At 74.0% G+C, this 25422-nt stretch carries 28 protein-coding genes and 3 pseudogenes; 7 read left to right on the top strand and 24 right to left on the bottom strand.

The genetic code is table 11. The features are described 5' to 3' along the window. Positions 1-75: 75 nt before the first annotated feature. The 7 genes and pseudogenes from F3L20_RS14025 to F3L20_RS13995 form a co-directional block, all read right to left on the bottom strand. Complete coding sequence (locus F3L20_RS14025) at positions 76-819, bottom strand: glycerophosphodiester phosphodiesterase family protein (protein ID WP_150154679.1); 744 nt, start codon at positions 817-819, stop codon at positions 76-78. A gap of 80 nt (positions 820-899) precedes the next feature. Further along, positions 900-1328: an OsmC family protein gene (locus tag F3L20_RS14020; RefSeq protein WP_024883822.1), complete on the bottom strand. Its 429-nt coding sequence runs from the start codon at positions 1326-1328 to the stop codon at positions 900-902. Between the two features lie 101 nt (positions 1329-1429). Then, positions 1430-3250, bottom strand: a complete 1821-nt coding sequence (locus F3L20_RS14015) for a vWA domain-containing protein (protein ID WP_240810895.1) — start codon at positions 3248-3250, stop codon at positions 1430-1432. Next, on the bottom strand, positions 3247-4308 hold the full coding sequence (locus F3L20_RS14010; RefSeq protein WP_150154678.1) for an ATP-binding protein: 1062 nt from the start codon (positions 4306-4308) through the stop codon (positions 3247-3249). The genes F3L20_RS14015 and F3L20_RS14010 overlap by 4 nt, the downstream gene beginning before the upstream one ends. Positions 4309-4444: 136 nt before the next feature. Next, complete coding sequence (locus tag F3L20_RS14005; RefSeq protein WP_150154677.1) at positions 4445-4951, bottom strand: hypothetical protein; 507 nt, start codon at positions 4949-4951, stop codon at positions 4445-4447. A 42-nt stretch (positions 4952-4993) separates the two neighbouring features. Further along, positions 4994-7011, bottom strand: a pseudogene (locus F3L20_RS14000) (phage holin family protein). Between the two features lie 153 nt (positions 7012-7164). Continuing rightward, a complete protein-coding gene (locus F3L20_RS13995; RefSeq protein WP_150154676.1) occupies positions 7165-7566 on the bottom strand; it encodes a hypothetical protein in 402 nt (133 codons plus the stop codon). 83 nt (positions 7567-7649) lie between these two features. Here F3L20_RS13995 and F3L20_RS13990 point away from each other — a divergent pair, with 83 nt between their 5' ends. Together F3L20_RS13990 and F3L20_RS13985 are read left to right on the top strand one after the other, a co-directional pair. Next, complete coding sequence (locus F3L20_RS13990) at positions 7650-8423, top strand: MBL fold metallo-hydrolase (RefSeq protein WP_150154675.1); 774 nt, start codon at positions 7650-7652, stop codon at positions 8421-8423. Continuing rightward, a complete protein-coding gene (locus F3L20_RS13985; protein WP_382683611.1) occupies positions 8420-9073 on the top strand; it encodes a DedA family protein in 654 nt (217 codons plus the stop codon). Before F3L20_RS13990 ends, F3L20_RS13985 begins: the two co-directional genes overlap by 4 nt. A gap of 9 nt (positions 9074-9082) precedes the next feature. Here F3L20_RS13985 and F3L20_RS13980 read toward each other — a convergent pair. The 5 genes and pseudogenes from F3L20_RS13980 to F3L20_RS33970 form a co-directional block, all read right to left on the bottom strand. Continuing rightward, positions 9083-10122: pseudogene (locus tag F3L20_RS13980) on the bottom strand (MBL fold metallo-hydrolase). Beyond that, positions 10119-11363, bottom strand: coding sequence for an aminotransferase class I/II-fold pyridoxal phosphate-dependent enzyme (locus F3L20_RS13975; protein WP_150154674.1), 1245 nt, complete (start codon positions 11361-11363; stop codon positions 10119-10121). The pseudogene F3L20_RS13980 and the gene F3L20_RS13975 overlap by 4 nt, the downstream one beginning before the upstream one ends. A 177-nt stretch (positions 11364-11540) precedes the next feature. Further along, on the bottom strand, positions 11541-12446 hold the full coding sequence (locus tag F3L20_RS13970; protein WP_150154673.1) for a hypothetical protein: 906 nt from the start codon (positions 12444-12446) through the stop codon (positions 11541-11543). A 132-nt stretch (positions 12447-12578) separates the two neighbouring features. Continuing rightward, a complete protein-coding gene (locus tag F3L20_RS13965) occupies positions 12579-13379 on the bottom strand; it encodes an RNA polymerase sigma factor SigF (RefSeq protein WP_150154672.1) in 801 nt (266 codons plus the stop codon). A 144-nt stretch (positions 13380-13523) separates the two neighbouring features. Then, a complete protein-coding gene (locus F3L20_RS33970; protein ID WP_167534522.1) occupies positions 13524-13664 on the bottom strand; it encodes a hypothetical protein in 141 nt (46 codons plus the stop codon). A 254-nt stretch (positions 13665-13918) separates the two neighbouring features. Here F3L20_RS33970 and F3L20_RS13960 point away from each other — a divergent pair, with 254 nt between their 5' ends. From F3L20_RS13960 to F3L20_RS13950, 3 genes are all read left to right on the top strand, one after another. Continuing rightward, on the top strand, positions 13919-14311 hold the full coding sequence (locus F3L20_RS13960; protein WP_024883832.1) for a DUF2795 domain-containing protein: 393 nt from the start codon (positions 13919-13921) through the stop codon (positions 14309-14311). 28 nt (positions 14312-14339) lie between these two features. Next, positions 14340-14765, top strand: a complete 426-nt coding sequence (locus F3L20_RS13955; protein ID WP_145826362.1) for a CBS domain-containing protein — start codon at positions 14340-14342, stop codon at positions 14763-14765. A 73-nt stretch (positions 14766-14838) separates the two neighbouring features. Continuing rightward, positions 14839-15384, top strand: coding sequence for a type 1 glutamine amidotransferase domain-containing protein (locus tag F3L20_RS13950; protein ID WP_145826363.1), 546 nt, complete (start codon positions 14839-14841; stop codon positions 15382-15384). 140 nt (positions 15385-15524) lie between these two features. Here the strand turns inward: F3L20_RS13950 and F3L20_RS13945 are convergent, their stop codons facing one another. Beyond that, positions 15525-15812 (bottom strand): DUF6158 family protein, encoded by a 288-nt coding sequence (locus tag F3L20_RS13945; protein ID WP_150154671.1) that lies wholly within the window; start codon positions 15810-15812, stop codon positions 15525-15527. 60 nt (positions 15813-15872) lie between these two features. Here F3L20_RS13945 and F3L20_RS13940 point away from each other — a divergent pair, with 60 nt between their 5' ends. Next, a complete protein-coding gene (locus F3L20_RS13940) occupies positions 15873-16985 on the top strand; it encodes a Vms1/Ankzf1 family peptidyl-tRNA hydrolase (protein ID WP_150154670.1) in 1113 nt (370 codons plus the stop codon). Between the two features lie 12 nt (positions 16986-16997). Here the strand turns inward: F3L20_RS13940 and F3L20_RS13935 are convergent, their stop codons facing one another. Then, positions 16998-18617, bottom strand: a complete 1620-nt coding sequence (locus F3L20_RS13935; RefSeq protein ID WP_150154669.1) for an ABC-F family ATP-binding cassette domain-containing protein — start codon at positions 18615-18617, stop codon at positions 16998-17000. A 160-nt stretch (positions 18618-18777) separates the two neighbouring features. On the opposite strand from F3L20_RS13935, the gene F3L20_RS13930 reads away from it, so the two are divergent. Further along, positions 18778-19599 carry a methyltransferase domain-containing protein gene (locus F3L20_RS13930; RefSeq protein WP_150154668.1) on the top strand — a complete coding sequence of 274 codons (822 nt, stop codon included), beginning with the start codon at positions 18778-18780 and terminating at the stop codon, positions 19597-19599. Between the two features lie 35 nt (positions 19600-19634). Here the strand turns inward: F3L20_RS13930 and F3L20_RS13925 are convergent, their stop codons facing one another. The 10 genes and pseudogenes from F3L20_RS13925 to gvpO form a co-directional block, all read right to left on the bottom strand. Beyond that, complete coding sequence (locus F3L20_RS13925; protein WP_240810894.1) at positions 19635-20084, bottom strand: gas vesicle protein K; 450 nt, start codon at positions 20082-20084, stop codon at positions 19635-19637. After that, complete coding sequence (locus F3L20_RS13920) at positions 20081-20269, bottom strand: gas vesicle protein (RefSeq protein WP_024883840.1); 189 nt, start codon at positions 20267-20269, stop codon at positions 20081-20083. Before F3L20_RS13920 ends, F3L20_RS13925 begins: the two co-directional genes overlap by 4 nt. Further along, entirely contained in the window at positions 20266-21045 is a 780-nt protein-coding gene (locus F3L20_RS13915) for a GvpL/GvpF family gas vesicle protein (RefSeq protein ID WP_150154667.1), read from the bottom strand. Before F3L20_RS13915 ends, F3L20_RS13920 begins: the two co-directional genes overlap by 4 nt. Beyond that, positions 21042-21404 carry a gas vesicle protein gene (locus F3L20_RS13910; protein WP_150154666.1) on the bottom strand — a complete coding sequence of 121 codons (363 nt, stop codon included), beginning with the start codon at positions 21402-21404 and terminating at the stop codon, positions 21042-21044. Before F3L20_RS13910 ends, F3L20_RS13915 begins: the two co-directional genes overlap by 4 nt. Then, on the bottom strand, positions 21401-22678 hold the full coding sequence (locus F3L20_RS13905; RefSeq protein ID WP_150154665.1) for an SRPBCC family protein: 1278 nt from the start codon (positions 22676-22678) through the stop codon (positions 21401-21403). Before F3L20_RS13905 ends, F3L20_RS13910 begins: the two co-directional genes overlap by 4 nt. After that, positions 22675-23376 (bottom strand): DNA primase, encoded by a 702-nt coding sequence (locus F3L20_RS13900; protein WP_150154664.1) that lies wholly within the window; start codon positions 23374-23376, stop codon positions 22675-22677. Before F3L20_RS13900 ends, F3L20_RS13905 begins: the two co-directional genes overlap by 4 nt. After that, complete coding sequence (locus F3L20_RS13895) at positions 23373-23639, bottom strand: gas vesicle protein GvpG (protein ID WP_024883845.1); 267 nt, start codon at positions 23637-23639, stop codon at positions 23373-23375. Before F3L20_RS13895 ends, F3L20_RS13900 begins: the two co-directional genes overlap by 4 nt. Before the next feature lie 4 nt (positions 23640-23643). Beyond that, positions 23644-24417: a GvpL/GvpF family gas vesicle protein gene (locus F3L20_RS13890; RefSeq protein WP_150154663.1), complete on the bottom strand. Its 774-nt coding sequence runs from the start codon at positions 24415-24417 to the stop codon at positions 23644-23646. Then, positions 24414-24833, bottom strand: coding sequence for a gas vesicle structural protein GvpA (locus F3L20_RS13885; RefSeq protein WP_145826373.1), 420 nt, complete (start codon positions 24831-24833; stop codon positions 24414-24416). Before F3L20_RS13885 ends, F3L20_RS13890 begins: the two co-directional genes overlap by 4 nt. A gap of 192 nt (positions 24834-25025) precedes the next feature. Further along, positions 25026-25154: pseudogene (gvpO, locus tag F3L20_RS34540) on the bottom strand (gas vesicle protein GvpO); the annotation flags it as partial. Between the last annotated feature and the right edge of the window lie 268 nt (positions 25155-25422).

Below are 25422 nucleotides of genomic sequence, written 5' to 3'. Positions count from 1 at the left end.
CACCTCTCCGGACTTCCGAACACTTCCAGCACAAAACTTGAGCGGGCTGTTGTCAAGAGTGCGGGCGGGGAGCTGTCAGCGCCCGGTGGGCCCGTCCGGGTGGTCGCGCAGCCGCACGGCGTGGCGGGGACGGTCGGTGACCAGGACGTCCACCCGCGGGTCACGGAGGAAGGCCCGCATCGCCGTGTCCTCGTTGACCGTCCACACCATGGTGAACAGTCCGGCCCGGGCGGCCTCGCGCAGCACGGTGGCGCGGGCCAGCCGCTGGTGCACGGCGACCCCGTGGGCGCCGCAGGCCCGGACGCGGCGCAGGGGCAGCAGTTCGCTGATCCGGGTCCGCACCAGCCGGCGGCGGCCGAGACCCCGGCCGTCGCGGCCCAGGGAGAGCAGGGTGCGCACGCCCGGGCGGGCGGCGGTGACGGCGGCGACGGAGCGGTCCTCCAGGGTGGTGGCGACGAACCCGTCCTCACCCAGCAGGGCGGCCGCGCGGTCGATCAGCTCCCGCTCGTACCCGGTCTCCTTCAGGTCCAGGTGCGCGACGAGCTTCCCGGCGACCAGCGCCATCACGTCGTCCACGAGCGGCACCGGGTGTCCGGCACGGGCGTCGAGTTCGGCGCGGGTGAGGGTGGACAGCAGGGGGCCGGTGCCGCCCACCCGGGGGTCGTGGTGGACGACGAGGGTCCCGTCGGCGGTGCGCCGGACGTCGAACTCGACGTACTCGGCGCCGGTGGCGAGCGCGTCCTGGTACGCCTCCCAGCTGGCCGGGGCGGCGCGCTCGGTGCCTCCCCGGTGGGCGGAGACGGCGGGGCGTGGCGTCATGATGGCGGCTTTCGGGGACGGGACGCGGCGCAGGCCGCCCCGGCGGGGACGGCCTGCGGTGGCCCGGCGGTACGGACGGGTCAGGCGAGCTTCGCCGTCAGGGTGATCTCGGTGCCCTTCAGCGCCTGGCTGACCGGGCAGTTCACCTTGGCGTCCTCGGCGGCGGCGACGAAGCCGGCCTCGTCCAGGCCGGGGACGGTGCCCTCGACGGTGAGGTGGATGCCGGTGATGCCCTGGCCGGGCACGAAGGTGACCTCGGCGTTGGTGGTCAGCCGGGTGGGCGGGTTGCCCGCCTTGTCGAGGCCGTTGGACAGGGCCATCGAGAAGCAGCTGGAGTGCGCGGCGGCGATCAGCTCCTCGGGGCTGGTCTTCCCGTTCGCGTCCTCGGCACGCGAGGCCCAGGTGACCGGCTGCTCGGGGATGGCACCCGAGGAGTCGAAGGCGACGACCCCGCTGCCCTTGAAGAGGCTGCCTTCCCAGACGGTGTGTGCGGCGCGCGTGGTTGCCATGACGCAATCCTTTCGAGAAAAGTCCGGCCGTGTGTCCGGCGGTGCTCGGTCCGGACGCCCGGGTCACCCGGGCGTCCTGTCCCATCCGATCACATCACGGCTCAACTCACCCGGAAGACGGGCCCCCTCGGGGTGAAGGGCAGCCGCGCGCCCTGCGGGATCAGGTAGGCGTGCTCACGCCGGACCCGCAGTACGTCGCACCAGCCGTCGGTGATGACCAGGACGGGCGCGCCGGGCGGGAAGTCGTCGGCGCGCTGGAGGAGGTCGATGCCGGGCTGGAGGACGGTGCCGCCCCGGCCGCGCACCCGTACCCTCCCGGCGATCTCGCCGACCGGCAGGTAGCCCGCGTCGTGCGGTGCCGCGTCGCAGAACACCACGCGGGCGGCCGGCACGTCCCGGGACCCGGCGTAGGAGGCGATCGCGCCGAGCGCCTTGCCGAGCAACACGCTGTTCATGGAGCCGGAGGTGTCGAGGACGACGCCGAAGGTGCAGCGGGCGACCTCCTCGGGCGGGAACCGGCGGCCCGCGCGCGGGATGTCCGGGGTGGACGCCTGACGCCGGGAGGGCCGCGCGAACGACCGCAGCGGTTCGGGACGGGGCACGAACTCGTCTAACCAGCGGGCGAGCCGGGCGTCCCAGGGCAGCGGCGGATGGCTGAGCGTGCGGATCTCCTGGACCAGTCCGGCGGGCAGCAGCCCGCGCTCCTGGCGGTCGTGCAGGTCCAGGCCCTGGGCGAGACCGCGCCGGTAGAAGCCGTCGAGGCCGACGCAGTCACGGGGCGGGCCGAGCGGGGCGCCGAGCACGTCGCCGAGTCCCTTGCCGCGCGGGGTGGCCAGGCGCCGTGCGCGGCGGTCGCCCTCGATGCGGTCGTAGACCTCCTCGGCGGACAGCCCGGCGAGGTCCTTGTCGTACAGCAGGCCCTCGGGGATCGTGCCGATGTCCATCTCCACCAGCCAGCCGTTGATGACGAAGTCGCAGGCGACGTTGAAGAGGAACGGGTCGCGCGGGCCGCAGCGGTCACCGTGGCGCAGGGCGGCGTGGAGCATCTCGTGCGCCAGCACGAACCGCCACTCCTCGTCCTCCATGCGCCGCAGCGGGTTGACGTAGATCTCGCCGGCCTCGGCGTTGACTGCGGCGACGGAGATGCCGTGGGCGCGGGCCAGTTCCGCGTCGGCGACCAGGGTCATGCCGGAGGCGACGCCGCCGAGCAGCGGGTAGGAGGAGACGAACCAGCTCAGCGCCTTCTGCCAGGGGCGGCGCGGGGCCGGCGTGCCGTCCAGGCTGTCCCGGCGGCCGCCCGCCATGTCCATCGCGGCGGACACCGTGCGGGTGAGCGCCGTGGCGAACGCCAGCTGGTGGTCCGGCGGCTGCCCGTACCAGCCCTGCCATCGCTCCAGGTGCAGGTCCGCGTCGTCGCCCGCGGTGCCGCAGCGCTCGTAGACGGCGGGGATCCCGCTCCGCCGCCAGGCGGCGGCGAGCCGCTCCTCGTCGCCGTCGGGGTAGGCGGCGGGCAGGTCCTCGGGCGCCTTGCCGACGGGGAAGCCGAGCAGGAAACGGTTGACGACGACGCAACGGGCGGCCAGCTCGCAGCGGTCCGGCTGCGTACGGGGCCCTTCGGCGGCGGGGACATGGCCGAAGCCGAGGTGCAGGACGGCGTGCGCGAGGGCCCACGCCCAGGTCTCCGGGTCGGCCTGCCGGTCGGGGTGGACGTGCAGCACGGCGTCCGAGTCGACGCGCACCAGACCGTCCCGCGGGGCCAGGGCGCAGTCCTCGCGGCGGCAGACGTCGACCTCGACGGCGGCCAGGGCGGGGTTGGCCCGCATCAGCCGCAGCCCGTCGGCGAACCGCTCCGCCGCGAGGTCGCGCTTGCGCTGCCCCTTGCCGCCCTTGGGCTGCGGGCCCTTGCCGCGGGTGCGGCTCACCGGCGCGCCTCCACCAGCCGGGGCATGTCACGGGCCGCCTCGACGAGGAACCACGACGGCAGCAGCGGGTTGCCGTCGGCGTCGGGCGCGATGACGGTCTGGGCGACCTCGACGGAGATCTCGGCGAGCTGCACCAGCAGCGCCTTGGCACGGTACGCGGTCTGCCGGCCGGCCGCGGACATGTGCTCCTTGGTCGCCGGGAGTTCCTTCAGCAGACGGCCGCGGAAGGACTCGGCGAGGTAGTAGAGCAGGTCGCGGTCCTCCGGGCGGTGCGGCCAGCGGGCCTCGCCCTTGAGCACGGCGTCGATGCCGAAGCGGCTGCGCACGATCTTGACGTAGCCGCAGAAGGCGGTGGCGTGCGCGGGGGTGAGCGTGCCGTGCGCGAGGACCTTCAGGGTGTCCTCGTCGAGGTCGCGGCCGAAGGAGTGCAGCGCGTCGGAGAGCATGTGCCACGAGCGGGGCGTGGAGAACGGCTCCTCGGTCTTGGGCGGCTTGGACCACAGGTGGTCGGGACGGTCGGTGAGGTGGTCGATGATCCACGGGTGGATGCCGTTGTTCGCCGCCCACACCAGCCAGTCCTTCGGGGACGCCTCCAGGTGCACGTGGGTGAGGCGGTTGACCAGCGCGGAGGCGATGGGCCGGGCGAGGGCGTTGTCGGTGGAACGGTTGCCGGCGCCGATCACGACGGAGCCCTTGGGCAGTTCGTAGTCGCCGATGCGGCGGTCGAGGATCAGCGAGTAGAACGCCTTCTGCACGTCCGGGGTGGCCGCGTTCAGCTCGTCGAGGAACAGGCAGTACGGCTCGTCGCGGGCGATCGCCTCCGGCGGGCAGAACACCGAGCGGCCGTCGCGGATCTGCGGCACGCCGATCAGGTCCTCGGGGGCCAACTGGGTGCCCAGCAGGCTCACGCACTCCAGCCCGAGGCTCTCGGCGAACTCCCTCACCAGGGAGGACTTCCCGATGCCGGGCGCACCCCAGAGGAACACCGGCCGCACGGTGGCGAGGCCGAGCAGCAGCTCCGGGACACGGGCGGGGGTGACGGTGACGGCTGCCTGCACGCACGAACTCCTGGTTACGGAAAGAGGGACGCCCGAAAGGGGCGCACACGTCGACGAAACCGGTCCCGGGCACTTCGGGGCAGGACGGGCGCCGGATCCAGTGAACTGCGTCGCGCGGAGACGGGGCAACGCCTTTTCAGCGGGGCCGGGCGCGTTCCAGGGTCCCGGCCACCCAGTCGTGGAACACCAGCCGGGGGAAGAGGCGGCCCTCGGTCCGGAAGGGGAAGGCGAAGCCGAGCGTCCCGCGCAGGTCCCGGTGCGCCAGACGGACGTGGGCGTGGGTGTCGGGAACGAAACGGGGGGCGCCATAGGGGCCGATCCGGTTGATCCTCGCGTGGATGCGGTCGCCGTACACCAGGGCGGCGCAGCCGTGTTCCCGCGCCCTGTCCCGGGGGACCGCGTCGACCCAGCGGTGCAACTCGTCGAGGTACCCGTGGCGGGAGAGCTCCCGCAGGTCGGTGCGCTCCGTGCGGGCGCCCCCGTGACCGTCGAGGGACACCATGAGCTGGGGCACCCCCCGGCCGCGGCTCCACCGGCCGGGGAGGTCCCGCACGACACGGTCCAGGACACGCAGGACGTCCGCGCGCGCCGCCGGGTCCACCGCCCGCAGCGTGTCCAGCGTGTACGCGGCCTCCCCGTTCACCCGGCCATCATCGGGGACCGGCGGCGGCGGGACAACGGTCGTTCAGGCCGCGCGTTCGCGGTGGTCCGGCAGCGGCCGGGTGTCCGCCTCCCGCGCCTCGGCCAGCCAGCGGCGCAGGACGTGGTGGACCTGTTCGGCGCCGGCCAGCTCCGTGCCCTCGGGCACCGGGGCGGACAGGACCAGCGGCGACAGCAGGAAGGGACGGGACTGGGCGCCGCCGAGGCCGCCGTGGGAGCCGATCTGCTCCTCGAACGCGAGCACCTCGCCGTCCGCGGGGTCGTGGAAGGAGTTGACCATGATGTCGGCGGTGTGCGGGAAGGTGTGGGTGCGGCGCACGACGTCGGCCGCGCCGGGCCCGAAGGCCGCCAGGGGCCCGGGGTTGTCGTCCAGCTCGTCCAGCGGGATCTCCGCGCCGTACGCGCCGAGCACCACCCCGCCGTGGCGTTCGCTGCGCACCAGCAGGAAGCCGACGCCCGGGTGGTTGGCGAGGGTCGGCAGCAGCGCGGGGTGGCGGGCGTCGATCTCCTCCTTGGTCATCCGGTGCGGCACGTCGGGGAAGGACACCAGGCCCAGGTTCCCGGAGGCCAGCACGACCGGCTCCGAGCCGCGCGAGGGGCGGTACTGCTCGGTGCCCTCCTCGACGGGCCTGCGCAGCGCCGCGCGGACCGCCGCGCGGGCCTCCGCGCCGCTGTGGGTGCGCCGGGCGCGGCGCGGCACGGGCAGGCCGCAGCCGGCCCGCACCAGGTCGCCGAGGGTCAGGCCGTAGCGGGAGCGGAAGGTCTCGCCGGGGCTCTGCCCGTGGTCGGACAGCACCACGATGCGGTACGGGCGGGGCGCGTGCTCGGCGACGTTCGCGATCAGCGCGAGGGCGCGGTCGAGGCGCTGGAGGACCTTGTCGGTGTCCCGGCCCGTCGGCCCGGAGTGGTGGGCCACCTCGTCGTAGGCGACCAGGTCGGCGTAGACGGCGCCGCGGCCGGCCAGCAGGTCCCCCATCACGGCGGCCACCACCACGTCCCGTTCGACGACGGTGGCGAAGGCCCGCACCAGGGGGTACAGCCCGCCGCGCGAGACGCGCGGGCGCTGCCCGCGCATCCGGGCCCGGACGGACTGGCCGATCTCCCGGCCCACCTCGGCGACGAAGGACAGCGCGGTGCGCACGGCGTTGGCGGGGTCGGAGAAGTAGGCGAAGTAGCCCGCTCGGGAGCGGGCCGCCGGTCCCCTGCGGCGGGTGGCTATGGACAGCACCAGCGCCTGCTCGTCGGCCCCGCCGCTGAACAGGTTGCCCCGGCTGGCGCCGCCGTCCGCGAGCAGGCCGGCGTGGCCGGAGTGCTCGATGGCGCGCGCCTGGAGTTCGGCGGCGCTGGTGGGCCGGTTGCACACCATCACCTCGCGGCGGGCCTTCTCGTACCAGCGGAAGGCGGGCACGTCGAAGTTGCTGCCGTGCAGGATGCCGAGCTGGCTGGCACCGGTCTGGCTGGACCAGTCGGTGCGCCAGGGGGTGAGGCGGTGACTGGGGCGGTCGCCGCCGGTGCCGAGCCAGCGGGCGACGGTAGGCATCAGCCCCTTGTCGACGGCGGACAGCAGGACGTCGTGGCCGACGCCGTCGAGCTGCACGAACACCGTGCCGGGAGTCGCGGGGCAGGGCGGGGTGGAGCGCCGTCTTCGGTCCGCGAGCCGGTACAGGCGGCGGCGGTAGGCGTCGTCGTCACGGACGGCGAGGGCACCGCCGGTGGCCGAGGCGACGGCAGACATCACGGCGGCGACCACGACGGCCGTCTCCGGGGCCGCGGAGCCCGTTCGACGGGGTTGACGCGCAGCGCCACCCAGAGCAGGGCGCCGTTGAGGAAGAACACCAGCAGGCCGAGGACGAGGGCGGGCACCAGCAGCAGCAGCCGCACCAGCAGGGGCCAGACCAGGGCGGACAGCAGACCGAAGGCGCCCGCCCCGAGCGCGGCGGTGACCGCGATGTCGGTGGCGCTGCTGCCGTCGGCCGAGCGCAGCCGGAAGTCCGGCAGGATGCCCGCGAGGGCCAGCATGGTGAGCGTGGAGACCACCCACACCGTGACACTCCGACCGATCTGACTGGCGACCCGTCGCCATCGCCCGCCACCCACGCCCCGTACACCTCACGTTCCGGTCTCTGGACCGCCTCCACCCTGTCACAACGGCCTGATGAGGCGTTTCGTCCCCCCTGGTGCGTGGTCCGGGGCGCCTCAGCGGCCGTCGTAACCGGCGGTCGGCATGGACAGCCTGCGGTGCACCCGGGCCTTCATCGCCGCGTCGTACGACGGCTCCGCGCGGCCCACCGTCTCCACCCGCACCCCGCGCCGCGCGCACTCGGCGGTGAACTCCGCCACGGACGACAGCGCCCGCTCCAGCACCCGCAGGCTGGGCGCCACGAACAGGTCGGCGCCGGGACGCACCCCGTCCCACAGCAGGGAGTGGTCGGAGCGCAGGCCGTGCACGAGGAGTTCGCGGGCCACCACGTAGCCGTGCTCTGCGGCCCAGCGCGCGCACATGGTGTGCTGGCCGCGGGAGTCCACCAGGAACGGATCGGCGTCCAGTTCCTCCAGCGGCGTCAGGCTCGCGATGGTCGTGACCCGCACCGGCGCCATGGCGTCCCCCTCACCTCGGGTTTTCGCCGACGACCCTACTCCTGCGCGTAGGCTTCGGGGAGTCGCGCGAAGGAGGCGTAGAGGTGCCGGTGGAGGTCACGTGGTGGGGACACGCCACCTGCACGCTGGAGGACACGCACACACGCGTCCTCACCGACCCCCTGTTCGCACGCCGGCTGGCGCATCTGCGGCGCAGGCGCGGCGCGGTGCCGCCGCCCCCGGCGCTGCGCGCGGACGTGGCGCTGGTGTCCCATCTGCACGCCGACCACCTGCACCTGCCGTCGCTGGCCCGGCTCGCGCCCGGCACCCGGGTGCTCGTGCCCCGGGGCGCGCTCCGCGCGGTGCCGGGGCTGCGCCGGCTCACCGGGCTCGCCGTGAGCGAGGTGGCGCCCGGTGACGTGACGACCGTCGGCCCGCTGGTGGTGCGGGCCGTGCCCGCGCGGCACGACGGGCGGCGGCTGCCGGTGGGCCGCCACCGCGCGCCCGCCCTCGGGTTCGTGGTGGAGGGCGAGGCACGCACCTACTTCGCCGGGGACACCGGGCTGTTCAACGAGATGGCCAAGGAGGTCGGCCCGGTCGACGTGGCGCTCCTGCCGGTGGGCGGCTGGGGCCCGCACCTGGGCGAGGGGCATCTGGACGCCGGGCGGGCGGCCCAGGCGCTGGCACTGCTGGGCGCGGCGAGCGCGGTGCCGGTGCACTACGGCACGTACTGGCCGATAGGGATGGACGCGGTGCGCCCGCACGAATTCCACGCGCCGGGGCACGAGTTCGAGCGCCTGGCCGCCCGGTACGCGCCGGACGCGGTGGTGCACCGGCTCGGGCACGGGGAGAGCGTGCGCCTGGGGGTCACGCGGTGATATCCGCCGCCGCCCTCGGTCAGGCGGCCGGTGTCCTGGTGCCGCCGGCGGCCGTGGCGCCCGAGTCCACCCAGCAGGCCATCGGGTACCCCTCGCTGTTCCTGCTGGTGCTCATCGGGGCGCTGGTCCCGGTGGTCCCGACGGGCGCGCTGGTCAGTTCGGCGGCCGTGGTCGCCGTCCACCAGACGTCGCCCTACGCGATGGCGATGGTGTTCCTGACGTCGTCGCTGGCCGCCTTCCTGGGCGACGTGGCGCTGTACTGGCTGGGACGGCGCGGGATGACGTCGAAGAACGGCTCGCGGTGGCTGGAGGCGATCCGGGAGCGGGCGCCCGAGGAGCGGCTGGCGCAGGCCCAGGAGAAGCTCACCGACCACGGGGTGGCGGTGCTGGTGCTGTCCCGGCTGGTGCCGGCCGGGCGTCTGCCGGTGATGCTGGCCTGTCTGGTCGCGAAGTGGCCGTTGCGGCGTTTCGTGCACGGCAATCTGCCGGCCTGTCTGGCCTGGGCCGCGACCTATCAGCTGATCGGCGTCCTCGGGGGCTCGCTGTTCGACAAGCCCTGGGAGGGGGTGCTCGCGGCGATCGTGCTGACCGTGCTGATCAGCGTGGCCCCGGCGCTGTGGCGGCGGGTGCGCGGCACTCCGGCGGGCTGACGCCGCCGGTCATTCCATCACCCGCGATCCGCCCACCGGCAGGTCCCACAGGCGCTCCCGGGGCAGTCCGGCCGCCTCCCAGGCGTCGCGGACCCGGGTGAGGGGCTCCAGGACGGGTTCCGCGGAGAGCACGAAGGTGCCCCAGTGCATGGGCGCCATGTGGCGGGCCCCCAGGTCCTGGGCCGCGCGGACCGCCTCCTCCGGGTCGCAGTGCACGTCGGCCAGCCACCAGCGCGGGTCGTACGCGCCGATCGGCATCAGGGTCAGGTCGATGCCCGGGTAGCGGCGGCCGATGCGGGAGAACCAGTGGCCGTAGCCGCTGTCGCCGGCGAAGTGCACCCGCACGCCGTCGGGGGCGGTGAGCACCCAGCCGCCCCACAGCGAACGGCAGGTGTCGGTGAGGGTGCGCTTGGACCAGTGGTGCGCCGGTACGAAGTCGAAGCGCACACCGCCCAGTTCGGCCGCCTCCCACCAGTCCAGCTCGGTGACCCGGGTGAACCGGCGGCGGTGGAACCAGCGGCCGAGGCCGGCCGGCACGAACATCGGGGTGTCGCGCGGCAGCCGGCGCAGGGTGGGGGCGTCCAGGTGGTCGTAGTGGTTGTGGCTGATGACGACCGCGTCCACGCGCGGCAGCGCCTCCCAGGCCACGCCGACGGGCGTGACGCGGGCGGGGGTGCCGAGGATGCGCCGTGACCACACCGGGTCGGTGAGCACGGTGAGCCCGCCGATCCGCACCACCCAGCTGGCGTGGCCCGCCCAGGTCACGGCGAGCGTGCGGGCGTCCACGTCCGGCACCGGGCCGGGGCGTACGGCAGGTCGGGGATGCCGGCGAGGCCCTCCGGGGTGGGCCGTACCGCGCCCTCGCGGGCGAAGCGGGCGAAGGCCTTGAGTCCGGGCAGCGGGGCGGTCAGGCGGTCGTGGAAGGCGCGGGGCCACGCCCGGCGCTCGGCGAGCGGACGCGGCTCGGCGAGCGGGGGTGGGACCCGCCGGACGGGGGCCCGCGTCCCCGCTGCGGACGTCGTTCCGGTCGACCGGTGCCGCTGCGTCATCGAGAGGACTCCCATCGCCGAGCGCCGTCACGGAGATCGTCGAAGACCGATGCCAGATGGTGCAACGCGCGTCGCACCTGTGGCAGTTCCGCCGGGTCGTCCGCGTCCAGGCACCGCGCGCGCTCCTCGGGGCTCTCGCCCAGCAGGGGGGCGGTGCACAGCCGTACGCGGTGCGTCTCGAAGTCGTCGCCGAAGCGGTGGCCGCCGGGCGCGGGCATGCCGAGCCGGGCGGTGAGGAAGTCCTCCAGTTCCTGGGCGTCGCCGATGCCCCGCTCGGAGAGCCCGGGCGCCAGGGGGGTGAGGTCGGCGTAGAGGTGCCGGCCGCACCGCGGGGGGCGGGCCAGGGCGCCCGCGGAGACCACGGCGTGATGCGCGGCGGCGGCCACGCGCGCGTGCACGCGGACGGAGGCGGCGACGCGCGCGGTGACCGGTTCGGGTTCGGACAGGGCGTACCCGGCGGCCGCGGCGACGGGGGCGGCCACCCGGGCGTCGAGCGCGGTGAGCACGTCGAGCACGCGCGCGTGCAGCGCGGCGCCCTCCTCGCCCGCGGGGAAGCGGGCCACGGCGGCGGGCCAGCCCGGCGGGAGCAGGGAACCGGCGAGGTCGGTGACGACGGTGACCCGGTCGGGCAGCATCTCGGCGGGGCTGAGCAGCACCGTGTCGTGCGGGTCGTGCAGGGTGTCGCGCCAGGTCTCGTCGCTGACCAGGTGCAGCCCCTCGCCGGCCGCGGCCTCCAGGGTCTCGTGCAGCAGCTCGGGCGGGGCGACGGTCGCCGTGGGGTCGTCGGCGACGGACAGCACCAGCAGACGCGGGTCGCGGCCCTCCGCGCGCATCCGGCGCACGGTCTCCAGCAGGGCGTAGGGGTCGGGACGCCGCCGCTCTCGGCGGGGTCGGCACGGGAAGACGGGTCTGCCGAGCAGACGCGCGTACGGCGGCCACCAGGAGGCGCAGGGCCTCGGTACGAGGACGTCGCCGTCGATGGCGGCGGTCAGCGCGGTCAGCAGGGCGGGCGCGCCGGGGGCGAGGGCGGTGCGGTCGGGGACGGCGGGCAGTCCGCGCCGGTCGCCGTGGCCGCACGCGGCGTCGAGCAGGGTGGCCCCGCCGCCGACCGGCTCGGCGCCGCCGCGCGCGGCGGCGGCCGCCAGGACGCCGGCCAGTTCGGGCAGCACCGGCAGCCCGTCGTCGGGGAACGGCGGCCCGAAGCGGACCGGGCCGTGACCTTCCGGTTCCGTCCGCCGCATCCCTACCTCCGCGCAGTTTCTGGTGCCCCGGTGCCGTGTCCCGGCGTCCGCTCGTGCCGCCCTCGGCGAACTCAGTACCCCGTGACCGGCCCGTCATGAGCACGGTGCCGGATCGCGTGCCGCGCGGCACGGCGGGCGGGGCCGCGGGCCAGGGCGGCGGGACCGAGGGGCCTGGGGTCAGGCATGCGTTCCGCCGGTGCGCCTGCGCAGCACACGGTGCGCGGCGGCGCCGATCGCGCCCGCCATCAGCAGACCGCCCGCGACCTGGGCGGGCACCGAGTCCGTGAAGGCACCGCCCCGGCCGGCCTGGACGCCCTGGTGGGCGGTCGGCGACGGGCAGGGCGTGCCGTGCGTGGCCGTGGGCTTCGGCGAGGAGGTGGGCTTGTGCGTGGGCGACGGGGTGGGCTTCGGCGGGGTGGTCCGGAGCGGGCCGCCCGGGATCGGTGGCCTCGGGTCCACGGCCGTGCGGGCAGGGGCTTTGTGGTCCATGGTCCCGGGGTCCGCCGCGTACGGGTCGGCCGCGTAGGGTTCCGCGGCGTACGGGTCCACCGCTGCGGGGTCCGTCGCTGCGGGGTCCGCCGCCGTACCCGCCGCTCCGGGTGCGCCTTGCGCGCCCGGGGACCCCGCGCGCTCCTCGGCGTCGGCGTCGGCGTCGGCGTCGGCGTCGGCGTCGGCGTCGGGGATCATCTCCTCCCACGCGGTGTCGGGCGCCGCGGGCGGCTCCGCCGCCGACTCGGGCGCGAGCGGGTCCGCCTCGCCGGCCTCCTCGGGCGCGAGGCCCTCGGAGGCGTCGAGGGATGTCGCGCCGTAGAGGTCCGCCTCGGTGAACTCCTCCACGAGGGTCTCCGCCTCGTACTCCTCGACGTCGTGCGCGCCCGGTTTCACGGGGCTCGGCGCCGCGCTCCACGACGGGTGCCCCGGCCGGCTGTGGCCGCCGGTCGGTGACGCGCACGGCGAGGGCGGGGCGGTCCCCCAGACGCCGACGCTGCCCGGGACCGTCCCGGCGGACGCGGCCGGTGCGAGCGCGCCGAGGACGGTGCCGGCGACGGCGGCGAGGGACAGGGCACGGGCGGTGCGGCGCATGGTGCGGGCTCCTTCGAGCGGCGGCTGGGACACGTCGGTCGTCCCGGTGCCATCACAGCCCGCCCGCCTCCGGCCCGCGCGCGGCCGGAGACCATTGGCGGGACCGGACGCGCCCGTGCGGGTGAAGGGCGGTCACTCCTCGTCGGTGTCGCCCATGACCTGCTCCCGCACCCGGCCGCAGCTGCGGGTGATCAGCCGGGAGACGTGCATCTGGGACAGGCCCAGCTCCTCGGCGATGCGGTTCTGCGTCATGTCGTCGAAGAAGCGCATGTACAGGATCGCCCGCTCGCGCTCCGGCAGCTCGGCCAGCCGGTCCTTGACCGCCTGGCGGTCGACCACGGTGTCCAGCGCGGGGTCGGGGCCGCCCAGGGCGTCGCCCAGGGAGTAGCCGTCGTCGCTGCCGGGCATCTCGGCGTCCAGGGACAGCGCGCTGAAGCTTTCCGACGCCGCCTGCCCGGTGCGCACCTCGTCCTCGGTCAGTCCGGCGCACTCGGCGATCTCACTCACGGTGGGGGCGCGGCCCTGGACGGTCCGGGAGAGGTCCTGGGCGGCGTGCCGGACGCGATTGCGCAGCTCCTGGACGCGGCGGGGGACGTGCAGGGTCCACATGTGGTCGCGGAAGTGCCGCTTGATCTCGCCGGTGACGGTGGGCACGGCGTAGCTCTCGAAGGCGTTGCCCAGCTCGGGGTCGTAGCGGTCGACGGCCTTGAGCAGGCCCAGGGCGGCGACCTGGCACAGGTCGTCGTAGCTCTCGCCGCGGCTGCGGAACCGTCCGGCGAGGCGGTGCGCCATGGGCAGCCAGGCCTCCACGATCTCGTCCCGCAGCGCGTCGCGCTCGGGCCCTTCGGGCAGTGCGGCGAGCCTGCGGAAGGCCGCCGCCGTGTCGGGTGCGTCGTCGTGGGGATGCGCCTTGGCGCCGGCTCGGGTGCGCATGGTGCGTCGCAGCTCCCTCGGAGGTGCTCGGGGACGGACGGTCACCGTGGCGACGCACCCGCCGGGACAGGGGCGCCGCGGCGGGGTTTCGCCACCACGGACGTGCCTCCTGTCCGAAGCACTCCAGGTCCGCCTGCCCCCGCGTCAGCCGCGCAAACGTCCCGCGGAGGACTCGCGTGGTTCGGGATCCGCCTCCCGGGGTGGCAGGACGAAGTCCTCGTAGCGGCCCAGCATCAGGATCACGCCGAGCATGAGGGACGGGACGAGCAGGGCGAGCACCGCCATGGCCGGTCCTTCCGGAAGCCGCGTGGGGGCGTGCGCTCCGGGTCACCCGGCGTCCCGCGCCAAACCCCGGCGATGCGCGTCCGCCGGCCGGTCCCGCACCGCCCGCCCGCTTTCCCCCCGGAAGGGCCCGGATCGCCGTCCGGAGGACGACTGCGTCCCGGCTCGGATCCGTCCCGGATCGCGGCCCTTGTACCGGTGTCGGCCCGCGCTCCTCGGGTACGCGGTCGGCACCCCCGAAGGACCTGGAGGGAGACATGCAGCGAGGCAGTGACCGGCTCAGCGTCCACCGTGACGACGAGATGAAGCACGAACTGCAGGGCCTGCTGCGGTCGGGGCATCCGACCCGCACCGAGGAGTGGCACGACCCGGAGCCCGTCGCCGACGACGACCCCGAGGTCGCGCGCGGCCCCGTGACACCGGGCCGCGGTCCGACGTCGCTGGAGTCGACACGACTGGAACTGGCCCGGATCCTGGGCCGCGGGGTGTTCCCCGCGGGTCCCCGTGAACTCATGCGTGCCCTGGACCGGCGGCACGCCCCCGACGCGCTCGTCGAGGCGCTGGAGCGGCTGCCGCGCAAGGACCGCTACACCGGTGTCCAGGAGCTGGCCGAGGCGCTGACCCGGTCGCGGGAGACGGAGACGGCGTGACCGCCCGGCACAGGGAGGCCTGCTGACCATGGCCCAGTACGTGAAGGACGTGATGACTCCCGGGGTGGTCGCCGTACGGCCGGACGCCTCGGTCGTCGAGGCGGCGCGGCTGATGCGCGGCCAGAACATCGGCGACGTGGTGGTGGCCGACGGACAGCGCGTCGTGGGCGTGGTCACCGACCGGGACATCACCGTACGGGCGGTGGCCGAGGGCAGGGACCCGTTCGGGGTGAGCGTGGAGTCGGTGTGCACGCCGGACCCGCTGACCCTCGCCCCGGACGACCCGGTGTCCTCGGCCGTCGCGCTGATGCGGGAGCACGCGGTGCGCCGGATCCCCGTGGTGGAGGGCGGCCTGCCCGTCGGCCTGGTGACGCTCGGCGACCTGGCCGAGGCCCGGGATCCCGGGTCGGCGCTGGCCGACATCAGCCGCGCGGAGCCCGACGACAGCGACTGAACGACGAACCGACCGGCGGACCGATCAACCGAACGACCGACTGACGAAACGAACGAAGGGACGTAGCGCCATCATGCGCATCGCATTTCTGACCGCACCCGAGGGCGTCGAGCAGGTCGAGCTGACCGACCCCTGGAAGGCGGCCGAGGACGCCGGGCACGAGCCCGTCCTCGTGTCGACCCGGTCCGGGGAGATCCAGGCGTTCAACCACCTCGACAAGGCGGACACCTTCCCCGTGCAGGAGGTCGTCGGCGACGCGTCGGCGGACTCCTTCGACGGGCTGGTGCTGCCCGGCGGGGTCGCCAACCCGGACTTCCTGCGGATGGACGACAAGGCCGTCGCGTTCGTCCGTGACTTCTTCGAGCAGGGCCGGCCGGTGGCCGCGATCTGCCACGCGCCGTGGACCCTCATCGAGGCCGACGTCGTGCGGGGCCGCGTGCTGACCAGCTGGCCGAGCCTGCGGACGGACCTCCGCAACGCGGGCGCGACCTGGGTCGACGAGCAGGTCAAGGTCTGCGACCACGGGTCGAACAAGCTGGTCACCAGCCGCAAGCCGGACGACCTGAAGGCCTTCTGCGAGACCTTCCTGGAGGTCTTCACGGCGGAGCGCGCCTCCTAGGCGGTCCGGCGGCCGCACAGGACCTGCGGCAGGAGATGACGGGAGTCCCGCCCGCGCGGGGCTCCCGCTTCGCGTTCAGGTGCCCGAGCGTTTCGTCTTCAGGTACCCGAGCGTTTCGCGTTCAGGTGTCCGTCTCGCGTTCAGCTGCCCGACGAGGTCGGCGTCGCGGAGTCCGCGGCGCCGCGCTCGCGGGCGCCCTCGCGGGTCCGGCCCGGGGCGACCGGGCGGTTCGGGTTGCGCCGCAGGTACTCGCCCTCCAGCTGGGCCATCCGCTCGTTGTGGGCGCGCAGCGCGTCGTTGGAGCCGTACAGCAGCGTGTCGTGACGCGTGCGGTGGATGGTCTCCAGTTCCTTCATGAGCTGCTGGTCCTCCAGGCGGTTCGGGTCGACTCCGGTCATCATGCTGCCCCGCTCGTCGTGTGCGTTCATGAGCCCCGGGTACCCGCCCGGCGGCACGGGCACCACCCCGAACGGCAACCGGGAGGGACCATGGACCTCGCATTCCTGAACCCGCTCTACGAACGTCCCGGCCCCTGGGCCTCCGTCTACGTCGACACCTCCCGGCACACGGAGAACACCCCGCACGAACGCCGGCTCACCGCCGAGGCGATGGCGCGGGAACTGGCCGGCCAGGGCGCCGGCGAGGCCACCTGCACGGCGGTGCGGCAGGCGCTGGAGGAGCTGCGGCACTCCGGCGAACCGCACGGCCGCGCCCTGTTCGCCCGGGACGGTGAGGTGGTGCTGGACCCGTCGCTGGCCCGGCCCCCGCAGCGCGACGGGGCCGACTGGGCGCCGCTGCCCCGGGTCGCGCCGCTGCTGGAGCTGGCCGGTGAGGACCCGGTGTGCGTCGTCGCGTACGTCGACCGCGCGGGCGCCGAGTTCGAGCTGCGCAGCGCGCTCGGCCGGGAGGACGCCGGCGGCGTCACCGGGCAGCGGCACCCCCTCCACCGGACCGGCACCGGCGACTGGTCCGTGCGCCACTTCCAGCTGCGGGTGGAGAACACCTGGGAGCACAACGCGGCGGAGATCGCCGACGCGCTCGCCGTCTGTCAGGAGGAGACCGGCGCCGACCTGGCGATCCTGGTCGGTGACGACCGTGAGCGGCGGACGGTGCGCGAGCGGCTGCCGCAGCGGATGCGGGGCATGGTCGCCGAGGCGTCGCACGGCGCCGGGAGCCGGCTGCTGGACGAGGACGTGGAACGGATCCGCGCCGAGCATGTGCGCGACCGTACGGCGGCCGAGCTGGAGCGGTTCCTGGCCGCCCGCGGCCCCGACGACGAGGGCCGGGCGGGCGCCGTGGAGGGCGTGCCGGCACTGGTGGAGGCGGCCCGGGAGCACCGGATCGAGGAGTTGCTGATCCGGCCGGACGGCCCGGACGCGCACCGTGAGGTGTGGATCGGCGAGGACCCGGACCAGCTGGCGGTCCGGCGCACCGACCTCAAGATCCTCGGCGAGCAGAACTCCTGGGCGGCACGCGCGGACGACGCGCTGATCCGGTCGGCCGTGACGACGGACGCGCCCGCCCTCTCGGTGGCCGCGGCGCCGGACGCGGGCGGCGACGCGCCGGTCGGCGGGCTGGGCGCGCTGCTGCGCTGGAGGTGACCCGCCCGCGGATCACCTCGCGCGTTCCACCCGGCGTTCGTCCCAGACCGGTTCGGATGTCTCGCGGACCCTGCCGTCGCTGCCGAAGACCAGGAAACGGTCGAAGGAGCGGGCGAACCAGCGGTCGTGCGTGACGGCGAGGACCGTGCCCTCGAAGCCCTCCAGGCCTTCCTGGAGGGCTTCGGCCGATTCCAGGTCCAGGTTGTCGGTGGGCTCGTCCAGGAGCAGGGCGGTGACGCCCTGCAGCTCCAGCAGCAGGATCTGGAAGCGGGCCTGCTGGCCGCCGGAGAGCCGGTCGAAGGTGCGCTCGGCCTGCTGGGTCAGCTCGTAGCGGCGCAGCCGGGACATCGCGGCGCCCCGGTCCTGGGAGTGCTCGGTCCACAGGATGTCGAGCAGCGTGCGGCCCAGCAGTTCGGGGTGGGCGTGGGTCTGCGCGAAGTGTCCGGGCACCACGCGCGCCCCGGTCCGCCAGGCCCCGGTGTGCGCGACGTCCTCGCCCGCGAGCAGGCGCAGGAAGTGTGACTTGCCGGAGCCGTTGGAACCGAGCACCGCGACCCGCTCGCCGTAGAAGACCTCCAGGTCGAAGGGTTTCATCAGGCCGGTCAGTTCGAGCTGCTCGCAGGTGACGGCGCGGACGCCGGTACGGCCGCCCTTGAGGCGCATCCGGATGTCCTGCTCGCGCGGCGGCTCGGGCGGCGGGCCCGCCTCCTCGAACTTGCGCAGCCGGGTCTGGGCGGCGCGGTAGCGGGAGGCCATGTCCGGGCTGTTCTCCGCGGCCTGGCGCAGGGTCAGCACCAGCTTCTTCAGCTGGGCGTGCTTCTCGTCCCAGCGGCGGCGCAGTTCCTCGAAGCGGGCGAAGCGCTCGCGCCGGGCCTCGTGGAAGGTGGCGAAGCCGCCGCCGTGCACCCAGGCGTCGGCGCCCGCGGGCCCCGGTTCGAGGGAGACGATCTTCTCGGCGGCCCGGGCGAGCAGTTCGCGGTCGTGGGAGACGAACAGGACCGTCTTGCGGGTCTCCGCGAGGCGCTCCTCCAGCCAGCGCTTGCCGGGCACGTCCAGGTAGTTGTCCGGCTCGTCCAGCAGCAGCACCTCGTCCGGGCCGCGCAGCAGCGCCTCCAGCACCAGCCGCTTCTGCTCACCGCCGGAGAGGGTGCGGACCTGGCGCCACTGGGCCTTGTCGTAGGGGACGCCCATGGCGGCGGTGGTGCAGATGTCCCACAGCGTCTCGGCCTCGTACCCCTGGGCCTCGGCCCAGTCGGCGAGCGCCTGCGCGTAGCGCATCTGGGCGGCCTCGTCGTCGACCGTCATGATGGCGTGCTCGGCTGCGTCCACGGCGCGGGCGGCCTCGCGGATGCGGGGCGGCGCCACGGACACCAGCAGGTCGCGCACGGTCGTCTCGTCCCGTACGGAGCCCACGAACTGGCGCATCACGCCGAGGCCGCCACTGACGGCGACGTTCCCGCCGTGCGGGGTGAGCTCGCCGGAGAGGATGCGCAGAAGGGTGGTCTTGCCCGCGCCGTTGGGTCCCACGAGCGCGACGACGGCGCCCTCCCCCACCCGGAACGACACGTCGCCCAGGAGAGCCCTCCCGTCGGGGAGGTGGTACTCGAGGTGCGCGGCTTCCAGGTGACCCATGGCGCGATTCTGCGGGGCGCCGGCGGCCGGTGGCAAACGGGTTTCCCCCGGCCCGTCCCGGCTCGGCATCCGTCCCGCATGATGAAACGCGGGTCTCATCATGCGGCCGTCGCGCGTAACGTGGACGTCCTCCTACGACAGTGGAAGGGGTGGGCCTGTCATGCCGCACGCACGGGAGACCGCCGTCTACACGCACGGGCACCACGAGTCGGTGCTGCGCTCTCACACCTGGCGCACCGCGGCGAACTCGGCCGCGTACCTCCTCGGGGCGCTGAAGCCGCACATGCGGATCCTGGACATCGGCTGCGGGCCCGGCACCATCACGGCCGACCTGGCCGCACTGGTGCCCGACGGACACGTCACCGGTCTCGACCGGGAGCCGGGCATCCTGGAGCGGGCCCGGGCGGAGGCCGGCGAGCGGGGCCTTGCGAACGTCGGCTTCGCGGTGGGTGACGTGCACGCGCTGGACTTCCCCGACGACACGTTCTGCGTGGTGCACGCCCACCAGGTGCTCCAGCACGTGGGCGACCCGGTGCGCGCGCTGCGGGAGATGGTCCGGGTGACGAAGCCCGGCGGGTTCGTCGCCGTACGGGACGCGGACTACGCGGCGATGACCTGGTATCCCGCCTCGCCCGGCCTGGACGACTGGCTGGACCTGTACCGGCGGGTGGCGCGGGCCAACGGCGGCGAACCGGACGCGGGCCGGCGCCTCAAGGCGTGGGCACTGGCCGCGGGGCTCACCGACGTCAGCGCGACGTCGAGCACGTGGACCTTCTCCACACCGGAGCAACGTGACTGGTGGAGCGGCCTGTGGGCGGACCGCACGGTGGCGTCCGCCTATGCGGGACAGGCCGTCGACACCGGGCACGCCACCCGCGGACGGCTGGCCCAGGTGGCCGGCGCGTGGCGCGAGTGGGGTGCCCGGGACGACGGCTGGTTCGCCGTGCTGCACGGCGAGATCCTCTGCCGCAAGGACGCCTGACCGGCGGTCCGGGGAGAGGCGGGCCGCCCCGGGAGTCAGTCCCGGGGCAGCAGCGGACCGAGCGGCCCGAGGTCGAGGTTGAGGTCCTCGGGGCGCAGGCCGTAGCGGTTGCGCAGCTCGGCCATCCGGTCCTCCAGGAGCATGAGGGTCAGTCCGACCCGCTCCTCCTGTTCCTCGGTCAGGTCCCCTTCGTCGAAGCGGCGCACCGCCTGGCGCTCCATGAGCTGGCGCAGGAGTTCGACGACGGTCAGCACCAGCTTCACCAGGTCGCGCTCCACGGTGTCCGGCTCCAGGTCGAGCCGTCGGCGGCGGCCGGCGTGCGGATCGCGCGGTTCCGGACGCGTGTCGAAGGACGCCTCCGGAGCCAGTGCGGACCGCCCGTCGACGGCGTCCGCGCCGACGTCGGACACGGTGAAGGGCTGCGGCGCGTCGGGCGCGTGGTGACGCGGCACGTCGGGCGCGTGGTGGCGCGGTTCGTCGCTCAAGGGGACTCCTCGAAGGGCGAGGGGACCTGCTGGTTCACCGAGCTGATGAGCGCGTTGAGGTCGATGCGGACCAGGTCCACGTCCGCGATCCGCAGCGTGATGTCGCCGGTGATCACCACGCCCCCGGCCAGCAGCCGGTCGAGCAGGTCGACCAGGGCGATCTCACGCCGTTCGACGACGGTCACGAGCCCTCCTCCCCGGTGTTCTCCTCGCCGGCGAAGGAGTAGGCCGCCCACGGCCCGGTGAGTTCCACCCGGAGTCCGGGGACGTCGTCCTTCGTCCGGTCCACCTGCTCCACGAACTGCTCCGACTCCGCCCGCGGCACCAGGTAGGCCGCGTTCAGCACGTTGCGCCCGCGGGCGCCGGACAGGGTGGGGTTCTGCGGCGCGTGCAGCCGGGAGTCCTCGGCGAACCCGGCGAGCGTGCCGTGCAGCCGGGTGGCGAAGGTCTCGGCCCGCTGCCACTGGTCCTCCCGCGACCGCGTCTGCTGACGGCGCCGGCGCAGGTAGTCCCGTCCGGACATCGCCGCCGGCTCGGGCGCGGAGGCCTGCTCCGGCTCGTTCTGCGGCTCCAGGAAGACCTTGACGCCCCACTCGACCCGGCCCTCGAGCCGGTCCAGCCGCCGCAGGAAGTTCTCCTCGCGCTCCTCGATCATCGACCGTACGCCGCTGTCGTCGCGGAACACGGTGCCGAGCCGCAGCGGCAGCGGCGTGGTGACGGTGGTGAGCGCGTCGATCACCCCCTGGTGCGCCCGCGCGACCGCGGTCAGCCAGTCGAGGTCCTCCAGGTGCGCGCGCAGCGGCTCCTCGGCGAAGTCCTCCTCGGGCACATGGCTGACCACGGCCACCAGGTCGTGGTGCGGCACCAGCCGGGGCGGGTCGCCGGCCACCCCGGTGAGCTGGGCCTGCAGCGGCGTGCCGAAGGGACGGCAGACCGCGTAGACGTAGCGCAGTCCGGTCACGGGGTCTCCTCCTCGGCGCGGCGCTGCTCCAGCTGCTCCTCGGCGCGACGCGGCGCCAGCTCCTCCAGCCGGGCCAGGCGCTCACGCAACTCGGCGTTCTCACGCGCCAGTTCGTCCCGCCGGGCGCCCGAGGAGAGCGCCGGGTCGGACTCCCACCAGTCGATCCCCATCTCCTTGGCCTTGTCCACGGAGGCGACGACGAGGCGCAGCTTGATGGTGAGCAGTTCTATGTCCAGCAGGTTGATACGGATGTCGCCCGCGATCACCACCCCCTTGTCCAGCACCCTTTCCAGGATGTCGGCAAGGTTGGCGCTGCTGCCCTGGCCATAGGGGTCGGGGAGTCGGCTGGGGGTGGTCATCGGCGGCTCCGGCCCTCGGTTTCCTCGTGCCCGGCCTCGTCCTCGGCCGGTTCGTCGTCCTCGTACTCGTCGTCGTCCTCGTCCTCGTAGTCCTCCTCCGGGGGCACGCCCTCCTCGTCCTCGTCCTCGCCGTCGGCGGCTTCCTCGTCCTCGTCCTCGTACGGGTCGTCGGTCTCGGGGGCGCCGGCCTCGTCCTCGTACCCGTCCTCGGGTTCGGTGCCGTCGTCCTCCTCGTCCTCCTCGTCGTACGCGTCCTCGGGCTCGGTGCCGTCCTCGTCGGCCTCCTCGTCCTCGGCCTCGGCGTCCGCCTCGGTGTCGGGCTCGCCCTCCTGGTCCTCGGACTCGGAGTCCTCCTGCTCGCCCTCGGCGCCCTGCTCCTCTTCCTCCTCGGCCACGGCGTCCTCGTGGCTGCGCACCACCTCGCCGTCGCGGATCTCGCCGCGCCAGCTGTCCTCGGCCTCGCCCTTGATCGTGATGAAGCGGGCGAAGTTCTTCAGGTCGAGCCGGGCGCGGCGGCCCTGGGAGCGCCAGATGTTGCCGGTCTTCTCGAAGAAGCCCGAGGGGTAGTACTCGATGACCAGCAGGACCCGCGTCAGGTTCTCGGCGATCTGGTGGAAGGAGACGACGCCCTTCATCGTGCCCTTGGCGCCTTCCGTGGACCACGCGATGCGCTCGTCGGGGACCTGCTCGGAGGTCGTCGCCTTCCAGCTGCGGCTGGACCACCAGATCTTCGCCTGCCAGTCCGAGGTGGTGTCGTCGGACTTGTTGGCGCTCTTGACGCCCTTGGCGAAGGTGCTGAAGTCCTGGTACTGCGTCCACTGGTCGTACGCCGTGCGCAGCGGCACACCGACGTCGATGTACTCCATGATGACGGTCGGCTTGTTGCCGGACGACTTCTTGCGCTTGCCCTTGCCGCCGCCGCCCAGGTTCTGCAGGGCGCCCTTGACGTTGTCCTTGGCGCGCGTGGCGCCGAGCTCGACGGCGGTGCGCAGGGGGCCCTTGCCCTCGGCGAGCTTCTTGCCGCCGTCTGCGGCGAGCTTGGCGAACCCGGGGCTGTTGCCCTCCGCGATGTCGTTGAGCTTGCCGGTGGTCTCGCCCAGCTTCTGGCCGACCCCGCTCAGCAGCCGGGTCGCCTGGGCCGCGAGGTAGTCCTGGACCTCGCTCTTGAGCCGGTCCGCGGCCTCGCTGTGGGCGATGTCGGACAGGGGGTTCTTCGTGGCGCCGTCCGCACCGTCACGCGCGGCGGACGTGGCCTTTCCCACGGTCTCGGTCATCGCTCACCGCCTCCCTTCGAGCTACGGGAACGGGCGCCGCCGCGGGAGGCGGACGCGCTCTTCTTCGCGGCCGTCTTCTTCGCGGCGGTCTTCTTCGCGGGCGCGGTCCGCCCGGACGCGGCCTTCTTCGCCGGGGCGGACTTGCGGGCCGGAGCCTTGTCGGCCGCCTTCCGCGCCCTCCGCCCGGCGTCCGGCTCGTCACCCCGGTCGTCGGTGTCCTCCGCGCCGTCCGTGTCGTCGGCGTCCTCCGCGCCGTCCGTGTCGTCGGCGTCCTCCGCGCCGTCCGTGTCGTCGGCGTCTTCGGCGTCTTCGGCGTCACGGTCCTCGGAGGTGCCGGTGTCCTCGTCCTCGTCGTCCTCCTCGTCCCGGTCCTCGGCGCCGCCCCCGGCCAGCTGGCCGCGCACCTCGGCGGTGCGGCCGTGCAGCCGGTCGGCGAGCGAGCTGATCTGCCGCTCGACCAGCGCACCGGAGGCCGCCTTGCCGACGCCGCGCAGATCACCGCGGACCTGGTCGCCCAGCTCCTTGAACTGCGGGTTGTCGCGCAGCTGCTGCTGCACCAGGTCGGCGACCGCCTTCGGGCTGAGGTTGAGCTTCTTGCCCGCCACCAGCCCGCCGACGGCCAGCGCCATTTTCAGCTTCTTGGTCCGTCCGAGGAGATATCCGGCCCCGATGGCGAGGCCCAGTCCCGTTCGATTCATCGTTGTGCCGTCCCGTCCCCAGTACCCGCGCCCGTGCGCGTCGCGATCTCCAGCCGGTCCAGGAGTGCGTCCTCCTGTTCGTCGAATTCCTCCTCGGTGATCTCCCCGGCCTCCAGCAGTTCCTCCAGCCGGGCCAGCTCGGCACGGATGGTCGCGGGGTCGTAGTAGATGCGTTCCGCTTCCTGAAGGACCTGCCGGATGGCCCAGGCGCCGCCGCGCGCCGGGGCGAGCGGCAGCAGCAGCACTTCCGAGATCAGGCCCATGACGTCACCTCGTTTCGGTGTCCGTCCCGCCGGCCGCCGTGCCCGCGGGCTCGGCGGGGCCGGGCTCGACGAAGCTGTACGGCGGCAGCGGGCCGTTCAGACGTATTTCCAGGTGGGGCATGTCCGAGCGGGCCTGCTCCACCGCGGCCAGGAACTCCTCCGCCGTCTCGCGCTTGACCAGGTACGAGACGTTGGCGAGCCAGCCCGTGGACTCGGGGCCCACGCTCTCCGCGTCGGCGATGCCCCGCAGCGCGTTCTCCAGCGCGGCGCCGTCCTCGGCCTCCCGGGCCTTGACCGCTTCGGCGACCATCTCGCCGAGGCGGATCTTGTCGTCGTAACTGCCGCCCCCGGACTGCCGGTTGGCCTCCGCGAGAGCGCGGATCTCCGGGTTCAGCGCCATGACGTGGTGCAGGACGGCCTCTTCCACGTGGTTGGCCTTGACGTTGTACTCGACGCGGTCGTCGAGGGCGCGCAGCCGCTCCAGGTAGTGGTCGGCCCGCTCGGCGAGGACGCCGGTGACGGACTCGTCGTCCGGGGCGACACTGCCGAACCGCATGGGCAGCACGCAGCCGCCCGCGCCGATCTCACTGAGCACGTTCTGGTGGGCGAGCAGCTCCCTGCGCTTGGGGCGCAGTCCCTCCGGCGCGTCGCTGACGACGGCCGCGAGGTCGCCCTGGGTCAGCACCCGCACCTCACGGGCCGGGTCGCCGACGCCGCCCATGCCCTCGGGCAGGGTCGGGTGCGAGGCCGCCGTGATGCCGTAGACGTAGGTGCTCACTCCTGCTCCTCCTTCCGGCGGGACGTGCTCTTACGGGCCCGCGGACGCGACTCGGTCTCTCCCTCACGCCCCTGCTTGAAGGCGTCGGAGATGGTCTCGGCGGCGCCGGAGAGGGCGCCCTTGGACTTGCCGCGGGCACCGGACTCGGTGACCTCGCCGACGATCTCGGGCAGCCCCGGGCTCTTGCGGGGTCCGGCCTCGAGGTCGAGCCGGTTGCACGCCTCCGCGAAGCGGAGGTAGGTGTCGACGCTCGCCACGACGACACGGACGTCGATCTTGAGGATCTCGATGCCGACCAGGGACACGCGCACGAATGCGTCGATGACGAGCCCCCTGTCCAGAACAAGCTCAAGCACGTCGTAGAGGCCGCTGCTGCCGCCTCCACCGCCGGACTGCTGTGCCGGTACTACTGTCATGCCGGCCCTTCCTCCTTCTTGTCGGTGGGTGTGGTCTCTGTACGTGTGGGCGCGCGAGGGCGGCCTAGCCGCCGGACCTGCGCCCGTCGGCGCGTCCGCGCTCGTAGCGGCGGACCCTCCGGTACCCGGTGAGGTCCCGTCGGGGTCCAGCTCCACCTGGTAGCTCGCCATCAGGCTCATCGTGTCGGGTACCCGCTCCAGCTCGAGGACCTCGACCTCCAGCGCCCAGCCCTCCGAGGTCTGCTCGAAGGACGACACGGACTCGGCCTCCATGCCGGTCAGCTCCGCGAGCTGCTCGCGCGCCTGGCGCAGCACCTGCATGGGCTTCGGCTTCTTCCGTTCCGTGGTGCTCTCGGTCGTGTCGCTGTCGTTCTCGGGCCGCTTGCGGGGTGCGGTTCGTTTACGGGGCGTGCGTGAGGTCCGGGCCTGCTGGGAGCCCTGGCCCTCACGGGGGTCCTGAGATTCCTGTGAATCCTGTGACTCTTCGGTGTTCTTCGTGTTCGACATGGCCACCTCCCCCTCCGTGTGGCCGCAAGCGTGTTCGCCAAACCTCCGTACCCTCACCCGGTTGCCACGTCCGGGTGTCGTC

This window comes from Streptomyces tendae, assembly GCF_008632955.1.
Lineage (GTDB): Bacteria > Actinomycetota > Actinomycetes > Streptomycetales > Streptomycetaceae > Streptomyces.
This window is presented reverse-complemented; position numbering and strand designations above follow the sequence as displayed.